This window comes from Lutibacter sp. TH_r2 (assembly GCF_033101135.1).
Taxonomy (GTDB): Bacteria; Bacteroidota; Bacteroidia; order Flavobacteriales; family Flavobacteriaceae; genus Lutibacter.
The window spans coordinates 1,281,337-1,302,347 of the sequence record NZ_JAWMPV010000001.1 but is presented as its reverse complement, the minus strand read 5'-3'; the positions used below and the strand labels follow the sequence as shown (position 1 = coordinate 1,302,347).

General features: G+C 28.8%; 23 protein-coding genes. 20 read left to right on the top strand and 3 right to left on the bottom strand.

Annotation, left to right across the window (positions count from 1 at the left end):
* Nucleotides 1–23 precede the first annotated feature (23 nt).
* Both aspS and R3X25_RS05425 read left to right on the top strand, forming a co-directional pair.
* A complete protein-coding gene (aspS, locus tag R3X25_RS05430) occupies nt 24–1,772 on the top strand; it encodes an aspartate--tRNA ligase (protein ID WP_317672637.1) in 1,749 nt (582 codons plus the stop codon).
* A 63-nt stretch (nt 1,773–1,835) separates the two neighbouring features.
* Nucleotides 1,836–3,605: an APC family permease gene (locus tag R3X25_RS05425; RefSeq protein ID WP_317672635.1), complete on the top strand. Its 1,770-nt coding sequence runs from the start codon at nt 1,836–1,838 to the stop codon at nt 3,603–3,605.
* A gap of 23 nt (nt 3,606–3,628) precedes the next feature.
* Here R3X25_RS05425 and R3X25_RS05420 read toward each other — a convergent pair whose 3' ends face one another.
* Genes R3X25_RS05420 through R3X25_RS05410 form a run of 3 tightly spaced genes read right to left on the bottom strand, consistent with a single transcriptional unit; the run spans nt 3,629 to nt 6,525 of the window.
* Nucleotides 3,629–4,702, bottom strand: coding sequence for a radical SAM protein (locus R3X25_RS05420; RefSeq protein ID WP_317672633.1), 1,074 nt, complete (start codon nt 4,700–4,702; stop codon nt 3,629–3,631).
* A 55-nt stretch (nt 4,703–4,757) separates the two neighbouring features.
* Nucleotides 4,758–5,435, bottom strand: coding sequence for a LysE family translocator (locus R3X25_RS05415; protein WP_317672631.1), 678 nt, complete (start codon nt 5,433–5,435; stop codon nt 4,758–4,760).
* A gap of 37 nt (nt 5,436–5,472) precedes the next feature.
* The gene (locus R3X25_RS05410) at nt 5,473–6,525 is read right to left on the bottom strand and encodes a ferredoxin--NADP reductase (protein ID WP_317672629.1); all 1,053 of its coding nucleotides are present in this window, start codon (nt 6,523–6,525) and stop codon (nt 5,473–5,475) included.
* Between the two features lie 118 nt (nt 6,526–6,643).
* Here R3X25_RS05410 and R3X25_RS05405 point away from each other — a divergent pair, with 118 nt between their 5' ends.
* The 18 genes from R3X25_RS05405 (at nt 6,644) to R3X25_RS05325 (ending at nt 21,001) form a co-directional block, all read left to right on the top strand.
* Complete coding sequence (locus R3X25_RS05405) at nt 6,644–6,976, top strand: PadR family transcriptional regulator (protein WP_090118828.1); 333 nt, start codon at nt 6,644–6,646, stop codon at nt 6,974–6,976.
* An 8-nt stretch (nt 6,977–6,984) separates the two neighbouring features.
* A complete protein-coding gene (locus R3X25_RS05400) occupies nt 6,985–7,650 on the top strand; it encodes a hypothetical protein (protein ID WP_317672625.1) in 666 nt (221 codons plus the stop codon).
* Nucleotides 7,647–8,324 carry a hypothetical protein gene (locus R3X25_RS05395; RefSeq protein ID WP_317672623.1) on the top strand — a complete coding sequence of 226 codons (678 nt, stop codon included), beginning with the start codon at nt 7,647–7,649 and terminating at the stop codon, nt 8,322–8,324. Before R3X25_RS05400 ends, R3X25_RS05395 begins: the two co-directional genes overlap by 4 nt.
* A gap of 4 nt (nt 8,325–8,328) precedes the next feature.
* The gene (locus R3X25_RS05390) at nt 8,329–9,060 is read left to right on the top strand and encodes a hypothetical protein (protein WP_317672621.1); all 732 of its coding nucleotides are present in this window, start codon (nt 8,329–8,331) and stop codon (nt 9,058–9,060) included.
* On the top strand, nt 9,057–9,770 hold the full coding sequence (locus tag R3X25_RS05385; protein WP_317672619.1) for a hypothetical protein: 714 nt from the start codon (nt 9,057–9,059) through the stop codon (nt 9,768–9,770). The genes R3X25_RS05390 and R3X25_RS05385 overlap by 4 nt, the downstream gene beginning before the upstream one ends.
* A gap of 65 nt (nt 9,771–9,835) precedes the next feature.
* Nucleotides 9,836–11,314, top strand: a complete 1,479-nt coding sequence (locus tag R3X25_RS05380; RefSeq protein ID WP_317672617.1) for a DUF5687 family protein — start codon at nt 9,836–9,838, stop codon at nt 11,312–11,314.
* 18 nt (nt 11,315–11,332) lie between these two features.
* On the top strand, nt 11,333–12,028 hold the full coding sequence (locus R3X25_RS05375; protein ID WP_317672615.1) for an ABC transporter ATP-binding protein: 696 nt from the start codon (nt 11,333–11,335) through the stop codon (nt 12,026–12,028).
* A gap of 94 nt (nt 12,029–12,122) precedes the next feature.
* On the top strand, nt 12,123–14,297 hold the full coding sequence (locus tag R3X25_RS05370) for a hypothetical protein (RefSeq protein ID WP_317672613.1): 2,175 nt from the start codon (nt 12,123–12,125) through the stop codon (nt 14,295–14,297).
* 20 nt (nt 14,298–14,317) lie between these two features.
* Nucleotides 14,318–14,719 (top strand): polymer-forming cytoskeletal protein, encoded by a 402-nt coding sequence (locus R3X25_RS05365; protein WP_317672611.1) that lies wholly within the window; start codon nt 14,318–14,320, stop codon nt 14,717–14,719.
* The gene (locus R3X25_RS05360; protein ID WP_317672609.1) at nt 14,685–14,921 is read left to right on the top strand and encodes an AtpZ/AtpI family protein; all 237 of its coding nucleotides are present in this window, start codon (nt 14,685–14,687) and stop codon (nt 14,919–14,921) included. Before R3X25_RS05365 ends, R3X25_RS05360 begins: the two co-directional genes overlap by 35 nt.
* Nucleotides 14,911–15,300: a DUF6168 family protein gene (locus tag R3X25_RS15235; RefSeq protein ID WP_411556564.1), complete on the top strand. Its 390-nt coding sequence runs from the start codon at nt 14,911–14,913 to the stop codon at nt 15,298–15,300. Before R3X25_RS05360 ends, R3X25_RS15235 begins: the two co-directional genes overlap by 11 nt.
* A 99-nt stretch (nt 15,301–15,399) precedes the next feature.
* A complete protein-coding gene (gene atpB, locus R3X25_RS05355) occupies nt 15,400–16,527 on the top strand; it encodes a F0F1 ATP synthase subunit A (RefSeq protein ID WP_317672607.1) in 1,128 nt (375 codons plus the stop codon).
* A 38-nt stretch (nt 16,528–16,565) separates the two neighbouring features.
* The gene (gene atpE, locus R3X25_RS05350; protein WP_044401428.1) at nt 16,566–16,766 is read left to right on the top strand and encodes an ATP synthase F0 subunit C; all 201 of its coding nucleotides are present in this window, start codon (nt 16,566–16,568) and stop codon (nt 16,764–16,766) included.
* An 89-nt stretch (nt 16,767–16,855) separates the two neighbouring features.
* On the top strand, nt 16,856–17,347 hold the full coding sequence (locus R3X25_RS05345) for a F0F1 ATP synthase subunit B (RefSeq protein ID WP_317672599.1): 492 nt from the start codon (nt 16,856–16,858) through the stop codon (nt 17,345–17,347).
* Between the two features lie 10 nt (nt 17,348–17,357).
* Nucleotides 17,358–17,912: an ATP synthase F1 subunit delta gene (atpH, locus tag R3X25_RS05340; RefSeq protein WP_317672597.1), complete on the top strand. Its 555-nt coding sequence runs from the start codon at nt 17,358–17,360 to the stop codon at nt 17,910–17,912.
* A 32-nt stretch (nt 17,913–17,944) separates the two neighbouring features.
* Complete coding sequence (gene atpA / locus R3X25_RS05335; protein ID WP_317672595.1) at nt 17,945–19,522, top strand: F0F1 ATP synthase subunit alpha; 1,578 nt, start codon at nt 17,945–17,947, stop codon at nt 19,520–19,522.
* A 72-nt stretch (nt 19,523–19,594) separates the two neighbouring features.
* Nucleotides 19,595–20,455 (top strand): ATP synthase F1 subunit gamma, encoded by an 861-nt coding sequence (gene atpG, locus R3X25_RS05330; protein WP_317672593.1) that lies wholly within the window; start codon nt 19,595–19,597, stop codon nt 20,453–20,455.
* Between the two features lie 105 nt (nt 20,456–20,560).
* A complete protein-coding gene (locus R3X25_RS05325) occupies nt 20,561–21,001 on the top strand; it encodes a hypothetical protein (RefSeq protein ID WP_317672591.1) in 441 nt (146 codons plus the stop codon).
* Nucleotides 21,002–21,011 lie beyond the last annotated feature (10 nt).

Sequence of the window (21,011 nt, the reverse complement as noted above, 5' to 3'; positions counted from 1 at the left end):
ACATTCTTAAAAAAATCAGGAAGATGTATAGAACACATTCAAACGGAGAATTACGATTAGCAAATGTAGGCCAAGAAGTTACTTTGGCTGGTTGGGTGCAAAAATCGCGCGATAAAGGATTTATGATTTGGGTTGATTTACGTGACCGTTACGGTATTACGCAATTGATATTTGATGAAGAACGTACTCCAAAAGAAATGGTTGAGAAAGCTAAAACACTTGGAAGAGAGTTTGTTATACAGGTAACTGGTGAAGTTATTGAGCGTGTTTCTAAAAATGCAAATATACCAACAGGTGAAGTTGAAATTCTTGTAAAAAAACTAGATATTTTAAATGCATCGTTAACTCCTCCATTTACTATTGAAGATGATACTGATGGTGGTGATGAGTTAAGAATGAAATATAGGTACTTGGATATTAGAAGAAATCCTGTGAAGGAAAGTTTAATTTTCCGTCATAAAGTAGCTATTGAAGTTAGAAAATATTTATCAGACAAAGGTTTTATTGAAGTTGAAACTCCTGTATTAATTAAATCTACACCAGAAGGTGCTCGTGATTTTGTAGTACCAAGTAGAATGAACGAAGGTCAGTTTTATGCGTTACCACAATCGCCTCAAACATTTAAGCAGTTGCTTATGGTTGGTGGTTTAGACAAGTATTTTCAGATTGTAAAATGCTTTAGAGATGAAGATTTACGTGCCGATAGACAACCAGAATTTACACAAATTGATTGTGAAATGGCGTTTGTTGAGCAAGAAGATATTTTAAATGCTTTTGAAGGCTTAACACGTCATTTATTAAGTGAAGTTAATGGTGTTGAAATTTCAGAATTTCCACGTATGACGTATGCTGAAGCAATGAAACGTTATGGAAACGACAAGCCAGATATTCGATTTGGAATGGAGTTTGGTGAATTAAATACTGTTGCGCAACATAAAGAATTTGGTGTTTTTAACAATGCTGAATTAGTTGTTGGTATTGCTGTTCCTGGTGGAGCAAGTTATACTAGAAAAGAAATAGATAAATTAGTTGAATGGGTAAAGCGTCCACAAGTTGGTGCTTTAGGAATGGTGTATGTAAAATGTAACGAAGATGGAACATTTAAATCATCTGTAGATAAGTTTTACGATCAAGAAGATTTAGCAAAATGGGCTGAAGCCACTGGAGCAAAACCAGGAGATTTAATTTGTGTATTAAGTGGTGTTGCAGATAAAGTGAGAGCACAATTAAGTGCTTTACGTATGGAATTAGCAACACGTTTAGGTTTACGTGATCCAAAAGTATTTGCGCCATTATGGGTTGTTGATTTTCCATTGTTAGAATGGGATGAAGAAACAGAACGTTACCATGCAATGCACCATCCGTTTACATCTCCAAAACCAGAAGATATGCATCTTTTAGATACAGATCCTGGAAAAGTAAGAGCAAATGCTTACGATTTAGTGTTGAATGGAAACGAAATTGGTGGTGGTTCCATAAGAATACACGATAAAGCAACACAAGCATTAATGTTAAGTCATTTAGGGTTTACACCTGAACAAGCAAAAGAACAATTTGGATTTTTAATGAATGCTTTTGAATACGGAGCACCTCCACATGGTGGTTTAGCTTTTGGACTGGATAGATTGGTTGCTATTTTAGGCGGACAAGAAACTATTCGAGATTTTATCGCATTCCCAAAAAACAATAGCGGTCGAGACGTGATGATTGATGCTCCATCAAATATTGATGATGAACAACTTAAAGAATTAAATCTAAAATTAGATTTGTAAAACAATATTAAAAACCTCGCAATTAGCGAGGTTTTTTTTTACAATAAAATAACACAAAACAAAGTGGAAACTAAAAAAATTCACAAAAAACTAAATGAATTAGCCTCAACGGCTATTTGTGGAAATGACATTAGCTCATCAGTACTATACGTATCCGCATTGGCAATTGCATTTGCAGGTCAATATGCTTGGATAACATTATTAATTGTATCATTTGTTCTATTTTTATTTAGGAAAATTTATGGTGAAGTTGTTGGAGCCTTGCCTTTAAATGGTGGAGCATACAATGCTCTGTTAAATACTACCAGCAAAGGAATGGCTTCTTTTGCAGCTACGTTAACATTATTATCTTATATGGCAACCGCTGTAATTTCAGCTAATGAAGCTATTCATTATTTGCACCACTTAATACCTGCAATGCCAATTATAATTTCAACCATTGTATTGCTAGCATTTTTTGCGCTATTAACTATTGGTGGTATTACAGAATCATCTAAAGTTGCTATTGGAATATTTATTTTTCATTTATCATCATTGGTAATTTTAGCAGGATTTATTTTCTTTTTTTTAATTCAAAATGACTTATCTGTTTTTATAAAAAACTGGAACGCTCCTGTTACAAACGGTAGCATAAGTAATGCTATATTTTTAGGTTTTGCAGCATCTATGCTTGGCGTTTCTGGTTTTGAAAGTTCTGCCAATTTTGTTGAAGAACAACAAAAAGGTGTGTTTCCAAAAACATTAAGAAATATGTGGGCAATTGTGAGTATTATAAATCCGTTAATGGCTGTTTTAGCTTTGGCTTTATTTACCATTCCGGTTTTACAAAGTAGTGAATTTCAAAATACACTACTAATTGAAATGGGACATTATGTTGGTGGAAAATGGGTTGCAACATTAATTGCTATTGATGCATTTTTAGTATTAAGTGGTGCTGTTTTAACAAGTTTTGTAGGTGTATCTGGTTTATTAGAACGTATGACTTTAGATAGAGTTATGCCTCAATTCTTCCTTAAAAAAAGTTCTAGAGGAAGCTCGTACAGAATTATACTTATGTTTTTCTTTTTATCAGTTTCTGTATTATTGATAACAAACGGAGATGTAAAATTATTAGCAGGAGTTTATACTATTTCATTCTTATCTGTAATGGCTTTATTTGGTATTGGTAATATTTTATTGAAAGTAAAACGAAAATCACTACCTAGACCTGAAATAGCTTCATGGTTTTCTATTTTATTAGCAATTGGAGCTGTAATAATTGCTTTAATTGGTAATATAACAATGGAAACAGAAGGTGATGCACCAAGTAATTTAATGGTGTTCTTAGATTACTTTGTACCTTCAATTATATTTGTTGCATTTATGTTAAACAGAACTTTAATACTAAAGATTTTACTTAATATAATGTATACTGTTTTTGACCCTATAAGAAATTTAGTTTTAAATATGGATAAAAAAATAATGAAAACCATAGATAAAATTAATTCTCAAGAATTTGTGTTTTTTACTAAAGGAGATAATATTTCTACATTAAATAAAGTAATGCTATACATTATTAAAAATGAGCACACTAAAAAAATTAAGATTGTTCTAGCGCATGGAAAAGATGAAGTTATACCTCCAAACCTTCCACTGGAAATTGAATTTTTAGGTAAAGAATATCCTGAAATAAATATTGATTTTATAATTGTTGAGGGTAAATTTAGTCCTAAATTAATTAAAGAACTTTCTGAAAAATGGAAAATACCTATTAACTTTATGTTTATTGGTTCTCCAAGTGATAAATTTCCTTATAAAATTGAAGAATTGGGTGGCGTTCGTTTAATTATATAAATTTAATAAAGAGTAATAAATATCTATTTATTTTGACAATCAACACCTATTAAATGGCATTTTTCACAGAATGATGGAGTTTCATTTTTAAACCATAGTTTTCTCCAATCTTTCATTTCTTTATTATTTAATACTTTCATTAAATTACCATCAAAAGCGCTTCCAAAATGCAACTCTTTAGGAAAAGGTTTAGCACAACATGGCGGAACATATCCATCCCAAGAAACATAAAAATGCGACCATGGAAAATGGCAGTTTCTAAAACCATCGTCTAAATTAAAATTTCTACTAGTTACATATACTTTTGAGTGTTTTAATATTGCTTCATCTAATTCTTCTTCAGCTTTTAAAAATTCTTCAGATTTATAAAATTGATAATACGAAACATCAATATTTGTTACTGAAGCTAAATTAAACATGGTAAAATCCATATAATCTATTCCCATTTTTTCTGAATACTCAACTAGTGCTGGCATTTGAAAATAGTTTTCTTTTGTAACTACCATATTTAACATTAAGGTAGTATTAGTTCCTTTGCATAACGTTTTTAACTCTGCTAAATTTTTGTGAAGCGTCTCAAATTTAGCGTTTAATCTAATTTGTTCATAAACTTCATTTAAACCATCAATAGAAATTTGAATAGTATCAATTTTATTTACAACGCGTGAAACTCTTTTTATAAAACTCGGCAACATGGCATTTGTTGAAACCGATATTATAATTCCTTTATTTTTACTTTTAATATAATCTACAACCTCTTCAATATCGTTATACATAAAAGTTTCACCCATTCCTGTTAAACCAATTGAGTCTAAATACGGCCACAATTGATCTATAATTTTTTTAGCCTGATTAATATCCATCATCCCTTGATTCATTTGCTTTCCATAAGCATATTCTCTTGGGCAAGTTGTACAAGCTAAATTGCATCTATTAGTTAGTTCTAACATTATAGTTGAAGGGTATGCAACTTTGGTAGATTTTGTGGCTTTAAAATAAATATGTTTTATTTTATTAAAAACATATTTGAAGAAATAGACTCCTTTAGGTAAATATTTAATTCTTTGTAAAGCTTTATTTAATCTTCTTTTATTCATTTTTCAATGTTTTTTCTAACTTTTAAAACTAAAATTATGTAACTAAAAACAATATTTATTTTTCCACTTTTTCAATTACATTATCAAAATTTAGTTTTTGTTTTGGCAAGAAACCTTTTAACATTAACGCAATTCCAAAAATCATTAATAAAACTCCCATCCCACGTTTTACTTTATAAATTACCGACGGTGTTAACCTACGTTTTAATTGTTTTGCTAATACTATTTTTCCAATATCTGTAATAAAATAACTTACCAAAATAATAGTAAAATAATTAAATATTTTTGAAGGATTCATTTCTAAATTAGGTCCTATAACTACAATCATTCCTAGCCAAAAAGCGAGTACTCCAACATTTATAAAGTTTAATAAAAATCCTTTTAAAATTAGTTTGAAATAATTGCTTTTTTCTGGCAATACCAAAGTTTCGTCTTGTATTGCTCTTTTTTGACTTTTATCTAAATAGGTAATCACTCCATAAATTAATAAAATAAGTCCACCAATGTAGAACATTCTGGGGTCGTCTTTTATTCTTTCTAAAAGACTTTTACTACCATAATACGCCATTAAAATAAACACAATATCACCTAAAATAACGCCAAAATCAAACGCAATTGCGGCTCTTGCCCCTTTAATTATACTTGTTTGAATCAGCATAAAAAACACAGGTCCAATCATAAAAGCTAGTAAAAAGCCTATAACAATAGCTTCTTTAAAATCGATAAACGACATACTTATTTTTTAGAATTGTTGAATTTACTATAATTTATTAAACATCATCAAAATCTACCTTAATTTTTTGAGTTGTTGGATGCGCTTGGCATGTTAAAACAAATCCTTCTTTAACTTCTTCTTCAGAAAGTACAGAATTTTTATCCATTACAGCTTTTCCTTCCGTTACTTTTGCTAAACAACTACTACAAATTCCACCTTGACAAGAATATGGCACGTCTAAACCTTCTTTTAAGCTAGCTGTTAAAATAGTTGCTTTAGAATCCATTTTAAATGTTTCCTCTTCATCATCAACAATTACAGTTATTTCACATTCTCCTTGATAAACATCCATAGTTTCATTAGTTAAAGTTGGTGTAGTAAACAATTCAAAATGAATATTTTCATCATTTAAACCATACGCAATTAAAGTTTCTTTTGATGAAGAAATCATAGCTTCTGGCCCGCAAATAAAAGCTTCATTAAATTGAATATTTTTAAATTTATTTTTTAGAATAAAGTTTAAATTTGCTATATCAATTCTTCCAAATAAAGCTTTTTCTTGATCTTCTCTACTTAACACATATTGTACTTTAAATGTTGAAGGAAATTTCTCGATTAAAGCATCTATTTCAGATTTAAAAATAGTTTCGGCTTCTGTTTTATTTCCATAAAGTAACGTAAAAGTACTATTTGGCTCTTCATTTAAAACTGCTTTAATCATAGATATTATTGGTGTAATTCCACTTCCAGCCGCAATACCTAAATAGTTGTTTGAATGTTTTGAAAACGTTTCTAAAACAAATTTTCCTTCAGGCTTGGAAACATCTAAAGTGTCACCTTCTTTTAAAATTGTAGTTGCAAACACTGAAAATGTTCCGTTATCAACTGCTTTTACAGCTACTTTAAATTCGTTTGAATTTGGTTGAGAACATAAAGAGTATGCCCTTCTAACTTCCTCACCAATTAACTCTTTTTTTATAGTAACATATTGACCTGCTTTGTATTGGAATTCGTTTTTTAAACGCTCTGGAATTTCAAAAGCAATTGAAACTGCATTATCAGTTTCTTTTATAATTTTTTTAATAGTAAGTTTATAGAAATTTGACATTTTTTAGTTTTAAGACTACAAATGTATTGAAACTAAACTCTTTTATTAAAAAAAATAATACATAATCTATTTATGCATAAGGAAATTATGTATATATTTGAAATGAAATTCTATAACTATGGGCAATCAAAAACTATACAAAGGTTCTTTACAAACCATCATTTTAAAATTACTAGAAGAAAATGATAAAATGTACGGTTACGAAATAACTCAAAAAGTAAAAGAACTTACCAAAGGTGAATTAAAAATTACAGAAGGCGCCTTGTACCCAGCATTGCACAAATTAGAAGCCGAAGGCTTGTTAGATGTTGAAGTTGCTAACGTTGGAAACAGATTGCGTAAATATTATAAACTTACCGAAACTGGCACTAAAGAAACCGTAAACCGTCTGGCTGAACTGGAAGAATTTATTGCCACAATGCAAACAATTGTTAACCCTAAACTTGCATAAAACCCGCTATGAAACTCAATGAAAAACAATTGCAACAAGTAAAAGATTATTTAAAAAACAAAGATGTTGAGTATATAGACTTGCATTTTGAAGTTGTAGATCATATTGCTTCAGATATTGAAACTAAAATGAAAATTTCTAAACTAGATTTTGAAACTACTTTTGAGAAAGTGAAAGAGAAATGGAAAAAACAGCTAAGCTTAAAATCAAGTTTTTGGATAGGTTCTCAAAACTACAAGTCTCGTATTTTAATTGATAAATGTATCAAAATATATCGTCCATTAGTTTTAAAAAGTGTCATTACTGCTACAATAGTACTTGCCTTTATTTATGGGATGATGAAATTTCTAGATATAAATATTATTAATTTTTGGGCTATTTATAAGCTTATCGTATTAATTACATTTTTATATTTCACCTCTTCATTATTGTTTTGGAGATATAAAATAAAGAAAATGAAATTCAAAACTTCCTATAGTTTTCTTTTTCAAAAACAAGTTTTTGTAAATATCTATTTTTCTCTTTTTATAATTGGTCAACTTTTTAGTAGTGATGCTGAAAGTTTTGATTTTTTTGAAGTTATAGTTTTGGCATCAATAGTTTTAATAAATATTTTAGGTAAAATAATTTATGATAAACATATTGAAACTATTAAAAAATATCATTTGCTATGAATCTTTCCACAGAACAAATAAAACACATAGACAATTACATTGCTAGTTGTGGTATTGAGTGGATTGATGTTAGAGCTGAGATTGTCGATCATTTTGCAAATAGTTTAGAAGAAAAATTGGAAAAAACCCCAAACTTAAATTTTAAAGAAGCTATTGTTAACGAGCACAAACAATTTAGTAATTCTGGATTTAAAAAATTATTAAAAACTAAACAAAAGTCTGTTGAAAAAAAATTTTACAAACAAGTATTTAAGCAACTGAAAACATTTTTTACACTACCAAAAATTATTATTTCTGCAGATCTATTTTATGGTTTTATATTAATCATGAATTTATTTTCAAATAAAGAATATTTTTTTATCGGCTTAACAGCTCTAGTTTTATTAATAATTATTGGTTTGATTTTTAGAATTTCAAATGAAAGAAATAACGGAAAAAAACAATTTTTAATTTTAGACAAAACCAATCTTTTTTTACAACTATTTAATGGTTTAATGATTCTTTTTTCAAACATTACAACTTTAAGAAGCGAAGAAAGTTTTAATATTTTAATTTACAATTACATGCAAATAGGTGTATTTGTCGTTTTATTATTGTTTTACTGGTGCGCAGAATATGTGTTTTTAGAAAATAAAAAATATGTAAAAACTAATTACCCTAAAATTGCTATTTAACACTATGAACCTCTCCAAAGAACAAATAACATATATAGATGATTATTTAAAACATCACAACATAAAATATTGGGATGTTAGAATAGAATTGCTAGACCATATAGTTACTAAAGTTGAAGCTTTAATAAATGAAGGAAAAGACTTTGATAAAGCTTTAGAAGAAGTTCATTTAAGTTTTGGTAACAGTTTAAAACGTTTTTGGAATTCTGGCATTGAATATGGAATTCTGGAAAATGGTGTTGGATATGAGAATTTAATGGATGCAAAAAGAAGAGAAATTAATAAAAAATATCGCCGATTATTATTTCAAGAAATAAAAACATTTTTTACAACACCTAAAACTATACTTATTTCGGTTTTATTATTTGCAGTTTTATATTACACGTTTATTATTTTTAAAATTAAAGCTCTAGAAATTTCTATTTTTATTAGCCTTATACTTTTTTCTGTTAGTATTTATTTAGTTCCAATAAAACATTGGTTTCAAAAGAAAAGAGAAAAATCAATTAATCTTCAATTTGCTTCAAACTATATGCTTATATCTATGATGTTCACAAATTTCTTTGGTATAATGAAGCCAGAAGGAGACTCATCATTATTAACAGTTGAACAATTCGATTGGTTTGTTGTTACAATGCTATTTCTATATTTTATTACTAATTATTGTGGCGCACAAGTTTATAAAAGAACATTTGACTACTACAATAACTTGTATGAAAAACTTCAACAGCTATGAAAAAAATAACCGAACAACACATACAAGAACTCTATAAATTTACAAGGCAACATTACGTAGAACATTTTGATGTTCAAACCGAATTGGTTGACCATTTAGCAAATGATATTGAAACTATTTGGAAAGATCAACCAAACTTATCTTTTAACGAAGCAAAAAAAATGTCGTTCAAAAAGTTTGGAATTTTCGGGTTTCAAGATGTGTTAGCAGAACGCCAAAAAGCGCTAAGTAAAAAATATTGGAAACTCATTTGGAACTTCGCTAAAAACTGGTTTAAACTTCCTAAAATTATATTAACCGCCTTAATATTTATGTGTTTTTACACTGTTTTTAATAGTGAATATAGAGTGTATTTTCTATTTGGAACATTAATTTCAACCTTTATATGTGCTTTGTATAAAGGAATAATACTTAACAAAACATTGAAAACAAATTTTAAACAAACAGGTAAAAAATGGATGCTAGAAGAATTGATTTTTAAAACTGGGTTAGGCTCATTTTTGTTAATCCCTGTCAATTTAGTAAATGCAGTTAATCTTACAAATTTTGAACATACAACAAACACATTCAATTGGGTAGCAGTATTCTATTCAGCTATAATTACTCTTTTAATTATTGTACTTTATATTGCTTTAATAATTTTACCCGATAAAGTCGAAGAGTTGTTATCGAAACAATACCCAGAATACAAACTAGTTTCAAAAGCATAACTATTAAATTGTAACAAAAACAAAAAACCTTATACTAATTCATTAACAATCACAAACCAAACAGTATGATAAAACATTTTGCAAACTTTGAATGGAAACAATTTTTTCGTTCAACGTATTGGCAAAAAAGCATAGCTCTAAATATTTTGCTAGGTTTTTTTGCTGTGTATATGATGGTCTCCTTTTTAGTTATGGGAGTTGCCATTTACCCAGTTTTAAAAGATAAATTTCCAGATAAAAATCCTTTAACTATAGTAAATGGAGTTTTGTTTTTTTGGTTTTTAACAGATTTATTAATGCGTTTTTTCTTACAGAAATTACCGGTAATGAACATTAAACCGTTTTTAATTCTTCCTTTAAAAAGAAACAAAATTGTAAATTATGTTTTACAAAAATCTGCCTTATCATTCTTCAACTTTCTACCATTATTTGCTGTAATTCCTTTTGGAATTATGTTAATAGCAAATGATCACGGAACATTAACAGGCTTGGTTTGGATTGCGGCAATGCTAATATTTACTTTAATTATAAACTATTTGAACTTTATAGTTGAAAGTAAATCGGCCGAAACGGAGTTAAGCTTTTTACCAATAATTGTAATTGCTTTAGCGTTGTTTGCTTTAAACCATTTCAATGTAATTTCATTTTCATCTTTATTAGGTTCAGCAATGAATGCTATTGTTGAAAATCCTATATTTATACTTGTTCCAATTGCTTTATTAATAGGTGTATATTTTACCAACTATAAAATTTTACGTAAAAAATTATATATAGATGAAGGTGTAAAAGCTAAAACACAAGAAGCTTCAACAACCAATATGGAATGGACTAGAAAATTTGGTTCTATTGCTCCATTTTTACAATTAGATTTAAAATTAATAACCAGAAACAAACGCCCACGTTCATCTATTTTTATTTTATTGATTGGTTTGTTCTATGGTTTAATTTTTTACCCAAACCCAATGTATAATAGTTGGGAATGGATGTTTGTATTTGTTGGGATTTTTATAACAGGAATTTTTATGATCAACTTTGGTCAATTTATTCCAGCTTGGGATAGTGGATATTATAAACTATTAATGAGCCAAAACATTAAATACAAAGAGTATTTAAACTCAAAACACTCATTAATGATTATGGTAAGCATTTTAATGTTTATTTTAAGTATACCCTATGTTTATTTTGGATGGAAAATATTAGTAGTTCACTTTGCTGCCCTTATTTACAATTTAGGAGTTAATGTATATGTTTTATTATACGCAGGTTCTTTCAACCGAAAAAAAATAGATTTAACACAAAAAGCCGCATTTAATTATCAAGGTACAGGAGCTGTACAATGGTTAGTAGGTATTCCACTTTTATTTGTGCCAGTTTTAATATTTTTATTACCTTATTATACTTTAGGTTTTGAAGCTGGAGTAGCCACTCTAATTATTTTAGGAATTATTGGTGTTATTTTTCATCAAAAATTAATGACACTCATTACTAAAAAATACCTACAATCAAAACATAAAATGATTAGCGCATTTGACCAATCTAACTAATTTTAATTTCTCTCAATAATGATACAAGCAACTCAATTATCAAAAAGATATAATAAAAACACAGTTTTAACAATAGACTCATTAGAAATTCCAAAAGGTCAAGCATTTGGTTTAGTAGGAAACAATGGGGCTGGAAAAACAACCTTTTTTAATCTATTATTAGATTTAATAAATCCTTCAGAAGGGCATATTAAAAATAATGAAATTCAAGTTAATAAAAGCGAAGATTGGAAACCTTTTACGGCTGCATTTATTGATGAAAGCTTTTTAATTGGTTATTTAACTCCTGAAGAATATTTCTATTTTATTGGAGAACTTCGAGGAATGAACAAAGCTGATATAGATTCATTTTTAACTCAATTTGATGAAATTTTTAATAATGAAATTTTAGGAGGAAAAAAATACCTGCGAGATTTATCTAAAGGAAATCAGAAAAAAGCTGGAATTGTAGCTGCTTTAATAGGAGATCCTGAAGTAATAATTTTAGACGAACCTTTTGCTAATTTAGATCCAACTACACAAATTAGACTCAAAAAATTATTGAAAGATTTAACTACAAACAGCAAAGCAACTATCTTAATTTCTAGTCACGATTTGGGCCATGTTACCGAAGTTTGCGAACGTATTGTAGTGCTAGACAAAGGTGAAGTTGTAAAGGATATTAAAACTTCTGAAGAAACTTTAAAAGAATTAGAAACCTATTTTTCAGCCTAAAGCTCTATAATACCAAGATTTTTGTATTTTTACATTCTCTTTACAATAAATGCATTTATTTAATAGTTAAAGGGATGTAAAAATTTAACAGCTTTTGAAATCTACAATCAAAATATTTTCTAGTTTTTTAGTGCTACTTATTGTTATAAGTTGTTCTACTAAAAAAGATGCTTTCTTAAACCGATCGTTTCACTCAATAAACACAAAATACAATGTATTATTTAATGGAAAAGAAGCATTTAGAATTGGACTGGAACAACTAAACCAAAATTACCAAGATAATTATTGGGAACGATTACCAATTGAACCTTTAAAAGTTGAAGAATTAGGTTTGCCTGGAATGAAACAAGATGTTGACAATTCTCCCCAAGAATTTGGAAAAGCTGAAGAAAAAGCTGTAAAAGCAATACAAAAACATTCTATGCTTATTGCACGTCAAGAGCGAAATAGTCAAATTGATGATGCTTATTTATTATTAGGTAAATCACGTTATTATTCTAAACGATTTGTTCCTGCATTAGAAGCCTTTAACTACGCAATTACTAACTATAGAAGAGCAAGTTTAATTGGCGAAACTAGAATTTGGCAAGCAAAAACACATATACGCTTACGCAATCCAGAACAAGCTATTGAAAACCTAACTTACCTTTTAAAAAATGATAATTTAGAAGATGAAATAAAAGAAGCTGCACATACTGCAATGGCAATGGCTTATACCGAAACCGATAGTATTCATAAAGTAGTTGAACATTTATTAAAATCAGTTGAAACAACTAATAATAAAGAACAAACAGCAAGAAATTTATTTGTTCTAGGTCAAGTTTACCGAGAAAATAAAATATTAGACACATCAAACATAGCTTTTCAACGTATTTTAGAACTGAAAAAAGCACCTTATAAATATAAAATTCATGCACAATTAGAAATTGCAAAAAATGCATTAGAAGTTGATAGCTTAAACTCTGGAGTTATAGTTAAATTAGAAAAACTTGCCAAAAACAGAGACAATCGTCAATATTTAGATGCAATTTACTACCAGCTTGGACAATTAAAAAGTGAAAAAGATACAGCTACTGCCATTGATTATTACAAAAAATCTATTGCTAATAGTTCAAAAGCAGATTATCAAAAAGAACTTTCATACCAAGCATTAGGTGATATTTATTTCGATAAAGCACAATTTATTTCAGCAGGAGCATATTTTGATAGTATTTTACAAATATCAACAGATACAAACTCTAAACGTATTAGAAGATTAAAACGTAAAAGAGAAAAACTAAACGAAGTTATTGCTTTTGAAACCATTGCAAAAAACAACGATAGTATTTTAAAAATTGTAGCTATGAGTAAAGAAGAACAAAACACTTTCTTTACCAATTATGTTGAGAAACTTAAAAAAGAAGCCGAAGAACAACAACAAAAGCAAATAAACACAGGATCTAGCATTGTCTCATCTAATACTAATAAATACAATTCTGGTAGCGGAAAATGGTATTTTTACAACAATGCAACTGTAGGTTTTGGTCAACAAGAATTCAGACGCGTTTGGGGAGATAGACCTTTAGAAGATAATTGGCGTTTAAGTGACAAAACAGTATTCAATTCAAATAACACCAATACACCTTTAGAGAAAATACTTACAGACGAAGAAAAGTTTGATGTTGAATATTATCTAAAAAATATCCCTTCAGATTTAGCAAAAATTGATAGTATTAAAGTTGACAGAAATAATGCATATTATAATTTAGGAATTATTTATAAAGAACAATTCAAAGAAAATGAATTAGCTATTAATAAATTAGAAACACTTTTAGATTTTGAGCCTTCAAAAGAAATTGAGCTTCCTACTAAATATCATTTATATAAAATATACCAAGAAACAAATGCTTCAAAAGCTGAAACTTTAAAAACAGATATTACAACTAATTTTTCATCATCAAAATATGCTCAAATTATTATCAATCCAATTGAATATTTGAATAAAAATGACGATGAAAATAGCCCAGAAAAACACTATGTTGAAATTTTTTACGAATACAAAGATGAAAACTACGATAGTGTAATTGAAAAAGCTACAGCAGCTATTACAAAATATCAAGACCAACCTATTTTACCTAAATTTGAATTATTAAAAGCCTATGCAATTGGTAAAAAAGAAGGTTTAAATGCTTTTAGTGAAGCATTAGATTTTGTTGCCATGAATTATCCCAATACTGAAGAAGGAAAAAAAGCGTTAGAAGTAGTAAATTCAATTAAAGCAAAAATGTAAAACCCTTAAATTAGCCCATTATGTTTTCAGAAAAAAAAGACAAACAACTTCAAGTATTAGAACGAAATATTATTGGAAAAAACACTTCAATTATTGGAGACATAAAATCCGAAGGTGATTTTAGAATAGACGGTAAAGTAGAAGGAACCATTGAAACCGAAGGAAGAGTAGTTATTGGTAACTCTGGAAGTGTAAGTGGTAAAGTAACCTGCCAAAATGCAGATATTGAAGGTAAATTTTCTGGAGAATTATCCGTAAACAGTTTACTTACTTTAAAATCTACTGCTAAAATTTCAGGAGATGTACTAATTAGTAAACTTTCTGTAGAACCTGGAGCAGATTTTAATGCAACTTGTGCAATGAAGGGAACTGTGAAAGAATTAAACAATGGCAAATCTAAAAAAGCCGAAAAAACAGCTTAATAAATATATTAAATTCTCATCTATTGCCTTTCAAATGGGCTTAACCATTTTGGCAGGTGTATATTTTGGGCAATGGTTAGATGAAAAATTTAACAATGAATATAAACTATATACAGTTATATTTTCATTAGTATCTGTTTTTGCTTCATTATATAATGTAATAAAACAAATTATAACAATAAGTAAACAAGATGAAGAATAGTATTGTGTTTTTTTTAGTAATATTAACCGTAACAATTTCAGGTTATTTTTTACAAAATTTTATAATTAATAACTATTTTAAACATTTAACATTTGCTTTTACAACATTTGCTATTTATAGCTTTCACTTTACAATAACAGTTTTTCTATATCTTATACTATTAGGAATTAGTAAATTAAATGCAGATAAATTAGGTTTTGCTTTTATGTACGGAACTATTTTAAAAATGGCAGCTTGTATTTTATTTTTCTTATTTTTCCCAAATAAAAACCTAACAGCCAAAAATGTTGATATATTCGCTTTTTTTATTCCTTATTTTTTATTTTTAACAATAGAGACTGTTTTCACAATCAAACTTTTATCTCAAAAAAATAATTAATCCTAAATCATTTTTAATTAGGTCTTTTTATTTTAATATATTTGTTTATGTTTGCACAAATTTATTGAAATTAACCAAAAATATATATTGAAATTAATTATGATAGCACCTAAATCTATCAAGAACTTTTTTATATCGGTTTTTATGTTATTATCTTGTGTTCAAGTAATACAATCACAAGAAAATCACAACGATAAGTCTCATGATTCTCATCAAGAAAGTCATCAAAAAAATAACCATGATGAACCTTTTGATGCTAGCGAAATGATTAATCATCATATAGGTGATGCTCACAGTTTTCACATTGTAGATATTAATAAACATTCATATTCATTACCATTACCAGTAATTTTATATACAGATAATGGATTGGTTACATTTATGAGTAGTGAATTTCATCACGATAACGACGGTAAAGTAATTGTAGAAAAAAACGGTCAAAAATTTGTTTCAGTACACGAAAACATTTACCAATTAAACGAAGGCGAACAAACTTTAGCCTTTGATGCAGAACATCACCCAACAAATGCAAAAAAACCTTTAGATTTTTCTATAACTAAAAACGTATTCTCAATGCTAATGTCAGCAATAATTTTATTTTTATTGTTTTCAGCCGTTGCCCGTTCTTATAAAAAAAACCCAAAAGCTCCAAAAGGATTAGCAGGTTTTTTAGAACCTTTAGTACTTTTTGTACGTGATGATATTGCTATCCCAAATATAGGTGAACATAAATATGCTAAATTTATGCCATACCTTTTAACTGTATTTTTCTTTATTTGGATTAACAACCTTATTGGATTGGTTCCAATTTTCCCTGGAAGTTCAAACTTAACAGGAAATATTGTTTTTACAGGAGTTCTTGCTTTTATTACATTTTTAATTACCACCTTAAGCGGTAATAAAAATTACTGGAGTCATATTTTAACACCGCCAGTACCAAAAGCATTATACCCTATTATGATTCCTATTGAAATTATTGGAATGTTTACTAAACCTTTTGCCTTAATGATACGTTTATTTGCAAATATTACTGCAGGACATATTATTATATTAAGTTTAGTATCATTAATATTTATATTTAAAACAGTAGCTATAGCTCCTGTTTCCGCAGCGTTTGTGTTATTTATGAGTGTATTAGAACTATTAGTAGCAGCTTTACAAGCGTATGTATTCACGTTGTTATCAGCGTTATTTATTGGTCAAGCAGTAGCGGATGACCATCATTAAAATGAATTGTTTAATTATTAATTATAAATTTTAGAATTATGGTATTAGCTGGAATTGGTGCTGGATTAGCTGCTATTGGAGCAGGAATTGGTATCGGAAAAATTGGTGGATCTGCAATGGACGCAATTGCACGTCAACCAGAAGCTACTTCAAAAATTCAAACTGCAATGATTATTGCTGCAGCCTTAATTGAGGGTGTTGCATTATTTGCTGTAGTGGTAGCATTAATTGCTAAGTAATTTTTGAAAAAAGTTATTTAATCCTGCAACGGTTGGTTGCAGGATTATTTTAAAAAAAGAATTAATAACAACTATAACACAATATAATTATGAATTTTGTAGCACCAGAAAGTTTAGTATTTTGGACAACAATAATATTTATAATATTACTTTTCTTACTACGTAAATATGCGTGGAAACCAATATTAGGAGCTGTAAACGATAGAGAAAATTCTATTAATAATGCTTTAGAATCTGCAGAAAACGCACGTAAAGATATTCAAAACTTAAAAGCAGACAACGAACGTATTTTAAAAGAAGCTCGTGCTGAACGTGATGGAATGTTAAAAGAAGCTCGTGAAATGAAAGACGCCATTGTTGCTGAAGCTAAAGAAGAAGCTCAAGTACAAGCATCTAAAGTTATTGAACAAGCACAAGCAACTATCCAATCAGAAAAACAAGCTGCAATTGCCGATATTAAAAATCAAGTTGCAGAACTTTCAGTTGGAATTGCTGAAAAAGTTGTCAAACAAGAATTATCAGACAAAAACAAGCAAATTAAACTTGTTGAAGATATGTTAAAAGAAGTTACAATTAGCTAATACAAATTAAATGAGTACAAGAGCAGCATTACGCTACGCAAAAGCAATTTTAAATTTCTCACTTGAACAACAAAAAGAAGTTGAAGTGAACAATGATATGTTGCTTGTTGCAAAAACAATTGACGAAAGTGAAGATTTACAATTGTTGCTTAGTAGTCCCGTATTAAAATCAGAAGTTAAAAAATCAACATTAAAAGAAGTTTTCTCCGGAAAAATTTCACCATTGTCTTTTGGTCTAATTGACTTATTAATAGAAAACAAACGAATTAACCTACTAGGGCTAGTTGCTAAAAAATTTAAAACTCTATTTGACGAGTTAAAAGGAATTCAAATTGCTAAAGTAACTTCAGCAGTTCCTTTAACAAAAGATCTAAATATAAAAATTTTAGCAAAAGTAAAAGAACTTACAGGTAAAGAAGCTACCATACAAAACATTGTAAATCCTGAAATAATTGGAGGATTTATACTTCGTGTTGGAGATATCCAATACGATGCAAGTGTAGCAAACAAATTACAAGTATTAAAAAGACAATTTGATAACAATAGTATAGTTTCAAATTTGTAAAATAAAAGAAATAGTTTTAAAAAATAGTTAAAATGGCATCAATAAAACCAGCTGAAGTATCAGCAATTTTAAAACAACAATTAGCAGGATTTGACGGTTCTGCCTCATTAGATGAAGTAGGATCAGTTCTACAAGTAGGTGATGGTATTGCACGTGTTTACGGTTTAGCAAACGCACAATATGGAGAACTTGTTGAATTTGAAGATGGGTTAGAAGGAATTGTATTGAACCTAGAAGAAGACAATGTAGGTGTTGTATTATTAGGGCATTCTAAAACAATTAAAGAAGGATCTACAGTAAAACGTACCGAACGTATTGCTTCTTTAAATGTTGGTGAAGGAATTTCAGGACGTGTAGTAAATACATTAGGAGAACCTATTGATGGTAAAGGTCCAATTCAAGGTGAAACTTTTGAAATGCCATTAGAACGTAAAGCTCCAGGTGTAGTTTTCCGTGAACCAGTAACCGAACCATTACAAACAGGTGTAAAAGCAGTAGATGCTATGATTCCTATTGGAAGAGGTCAACGTGAGCTTATTATTGGTGACCGTCAAACTGGTAAATCTACCGTTGCTATTGATACTATTATCAACCAAAAAGAATTTTACGATGCTGGTGAGCCAGTTTATTGTATATATGTTGCAATTGGTCAAAAAGCATCTACAGTTGCTGGAATTGCAAACCTATTAGAAGAAAAAGGAGCTATGGCTTATACAACTATTGTAGCAGCTAACGCTTCTGATCCAGCTGCAATGCAAGTATATGCTCCAATGGGAGGTGCTGCAATTGGTGAATATTTTAGAGATACAGGTAGACCTGCTTTAATTGTTTATGATGATTTATCTAAACAAGCCGTAGCATACCGTGAAATCTCATTATTACTACGTCGTCCACCAGGACGTGAAGCGTATCCAGGTGACGTTTTCTACTTACACTCTCGTTTATTAGAACGTGCTGCTAAAGTTATTAATGATAATACTATTGCTGCTCAAATGAATGATGTACCTGATTCTTTACAAGGAAAAATAAAAGGTGGAGGTTCATTAACAGCTTTACCAATTATTGAAACACAAGCAGGTGACGTTTCGGCTTATATTCCAACAAATGTAATTTCAATTACTGATGGACAAATTTTCTTGGATGGAGATTTATTTAATTCAGGTGTACGTCCAGCTATTAACGTAGGTATTTCAGTATCTCGTGTAGGTGGTAACGCACAAATAAAATCAATGAAAAAAGTTGCAGGTACTTTAAAATTAGATCAAGCACAATACCGCGAGTTAGAAGCATTTGCAAAGTTTGGTTCTGATTTAGATGCTGCTACTTTAAATGTAATTGAAAAAGGAAAACGTAACGTTGAAATTTTAAAACAAGCACAATCCGATCCATTTAAAGTTGAAGATCAAATTGCTATTATTTATGCTGGTTCTAAAAATTTATTAAAACAAGTTCCTGTTAATAAAATAAAAGAATTTGAATCTGATTATATTCAATATTTAAATGCAAAACACAGAGATACTTTAGACACTTTAAAGGCTGGTAAATTAACTGATGATGTTATTGACACCTTAACTAAAGCAGCTAAAGAAGTTTCTGCAAAATACGCTTAAAAAGAATTTTAGTATTAAGTGTTGAGATACTATTTTCAATACTTAATACTCCATATTAGATACCAGAAATAAATGGCAAACTTAAAAGAAATACGTAACAGAATTACATCCATTGGATCAACAATGCAAATTACCAGTGCCATGAAAATGGTATCGGCTGCAAAGTTGAAAAAAGCACAAGATGCAATTACACAAATGCGTCCGTATGCCAATAAGTTAACTGAACTTTTACAAAGTTTAAGTGCAACTTTAGATGGTGATGTTGGTGGTGTTTATTCTGAACAAAAAGAAATTTCAAAAGTTTTATTAGTAGTAATTACATCAAACAGAGGTTTATGTGGTGGTTTTAATTCATCCATTACAAAAGAAACTATTAAATGTATTGAAGAAAATTACAAAGAAAAACAAGTTGATTTGTTAACCATAGGTAAAAAAGGAAACGATATTTTATCTAAAACAAATACGGTTATTGAAAACCACAACGAAGTTTATGATGATTTAACTTTTGACAATGTTGCTGTAATTGCAGAAAAACTAATGAGTTTATTTGCTGAAGGTACTTACGATAAAATTGAGTTAATTTACAACCGTTTTAAAAACGCTGCAACTCAAATTGCAACAATTGAACAGTTTTTACCTATCAAACCTATTGAAGGAGATAACAATGTAAATATTGATTATATTTTTGAACCTTCTAAAGAAGAAATTGTGTTAGAATTGATTCCTAAATCATTAAAAACACAATTATTCAAAGCTATTAGAGATTCTTTTGCTTCAGAACATGGTGCTAGAATGACAGCTATGCACAAAGCTACTGATAATGCAACCGACTTACGTAATGAATTATTATTAACGTATAACAAAGCTAGACAAGCAGCTATTACTAACGAGATATTAGAAATTGTTGGTGGTGCCGAAGCATTAAACGGATAAAATCAATTTATTATAAATACAATACTTAAAAGAGCTTATCAAATTAGATAAGCTCTTTTTTTGTAATTTGGTATAAGATTTGATTTATTTAAAGAAAACAACAGTATGAAAATAATTAAAGTAATAACTTCATTACTAATTTTTATTAGTATAATCAGCTGCAAATCTGCAGAATCAATACTAACTAATAAAACACCTTTTAAAATTGAAAAAGCAACTTTCAGTACATGGCATGGAGGAGTTAGAGGTGTAAGTGGCTATAAACTAGAACTTAAACTAAATAAACCTTACAAACTAGATTCTATTTATTTTAGAAATCAAAAAGGCGCTTTGGAATTAGACAAAACAAAAAATGTGTACACAGCAGTATTTACTATTAGAAATAAAACTAGAAATCCATTTGGAAACAAGAAACCAAACAATCAAAAAAATATTCCTTTTGAATTAAAAAAAGACGAAGCAGTTATTTCATTTCAAACAAATAAAGGAATACAATATTATAAAATAACAAACGTAGAAGAAGTTGAAGGGAAAAGATTCCCATAATTTTTTTTAA

What these genes read in the sequence shown, in the direction of transcription:
- aspS (WP_317672637.1), top strand. Translation starts at nt 24, where the DNA reads ATGTATAGAACACATTCAAACGGAGAATTACGATTAGCAAATGTAGGC.
- R3X25_RS05420 (WP_317672633.1), bottom strand. Translation starts at nt 4,702, where the DNA reads ATGAATAAAAGAAGATTAAATAAAGCTTTACAAAGAATTAAATATTTA.
- R3X25_RS05415 (WP_317672631.1), bottom strand. Translation starts at nt 5,435, where the DNA reads ATGTCGTTTATCGATTTTAAAGAAGCTATTGTTATAGGCTTTTTACTA.
- R3X25_RS05410 (WP_317672629.1), bottom strand. Translation starts at nt 6,525, where the DNA reads ATGTCAAATTTCTATAAACTTACTATTAAAAAAATTATAAAAGAAACT.
- R3X25_RS05405 (WP_090118828.1), top strand. Translation starts at nt 6,644, where the DNA reads ATGGGCAATCAAAAACTATACAAAGGTTCTTTACAAACCATCATTTTA.
- R3X25_RS05400 (WP_317672625.1), top strand. Translation starts at nt 6,985, where the DNA reads ATGAAACTCAATGAAAAACAATTGCAACAAGTAAAAGATTATTTAAAA.
- R3X25_RS05395 (WP_317672623.1), top strand. Translation starts at nt 7,647, where the DNA reads ATGAATCTTTCCACAGAACAAATAAAACACATAGACAATTACATTGCT.
- R3X25_RS05390 (WP_317672621.1), top strand. Translation starts at nt 8,329, where the DNA reads ATGAACCTCTCCAAAGAACAAATAACATATATAGATGATTATTTAAAA.
- R3X25_RS05385 (WP_317672619.1), top strand. Translation starts at nt 9,057, where the DNA reads ATGAAAAAAATAACCGAACAACACATACAAGAACTCTATAAATTTACA.
- R3X25_RS05380 (WP_317672617.1), top strand. Translation starts at nt 9,836, where the DNA reads ATGATAAAACATTTTGCAAACTTTGAATGGAAACAATTTTTTCGTTCA.
- R3X25_RS05375 (WP_317672615.1), top strand. Translation starts at nt 11,333, where the DNA reads ATGATACAAGCAACTCAATTATCAAAAAGATATAATAAAAACACAGTT.
- R3X25_RS05365 (WP_317672611.1), top strand. Translation starts at nt 14,318, where the DNA reads ATGTTTTCAGAAAAAAAAGACAAACAACTTCAAGTATTAGAACGAAAT.
- R3X25_RS05360 (WP_317672609.1), top strand. Translation starts at nt 14,685, where the DNA reads ATGGCAAATCTAAAAAAGCCGAAAAAACAGCTTAATAAATATATTAAA.
- R3X25_RS15235 (WP_411556564.1), top strand. Translation starts at nt 14,911, where the DNA reads ATGAAGAATAGTATTGTGTTTTTTTTAGTAATATTAACCGTAACAATT.
- atpB (WP_317672607.1), top strand. Translation starts at nt 15,400, where the DNA reads ATGATAGCACCTAAATCTATCAAGAACTTTTTTATATCGGTTTTTATG.
- atpE (WP_044401428.1), top strand. Translation starts at nt 16,566, where the DNA reads ATGGTATTAGCTGGAATTGGTGCTGGATTAGCTGCTATTGGAGCAGGA.
- R3X25_RS05345 (WP_317672599.1), top strand. Translation starts at nt 16,856, where the DNA reads ATGAATTTTGTAGCACCAGAAAGTTTAGTATTTTGGACAACAATAATA.
- atpH (WP_317672597.1), top strand. Translation starts at nt 17,358, where the DNA reads ATGAGTACAAGAGCAGCATTACGCTACGCAAAAGCAATTTTAAATTTC.
- atpA (WP_317672595.1), top strand. Translation starts at nt 17,945, where the DNA reads ATGGCATCAATAAAACCAGCTGAAGTATCAGCAATTTTAAAACAACAA.
- atpG (WP_317672593.1), top strand. Translation starts at nt 19,595, where the DNA reads ATGGCAAACTTAAAAGAAATACGTAACAGAATTACATCCATTGGATCA.
- R3X25_RS05325 (WP_317672591.1), top strand. Translation starts at nt 20,561, where the DNA reads ATGAAAATAATTAAAGTAATAACTTCATTACTAATTTTTATTAGTATA.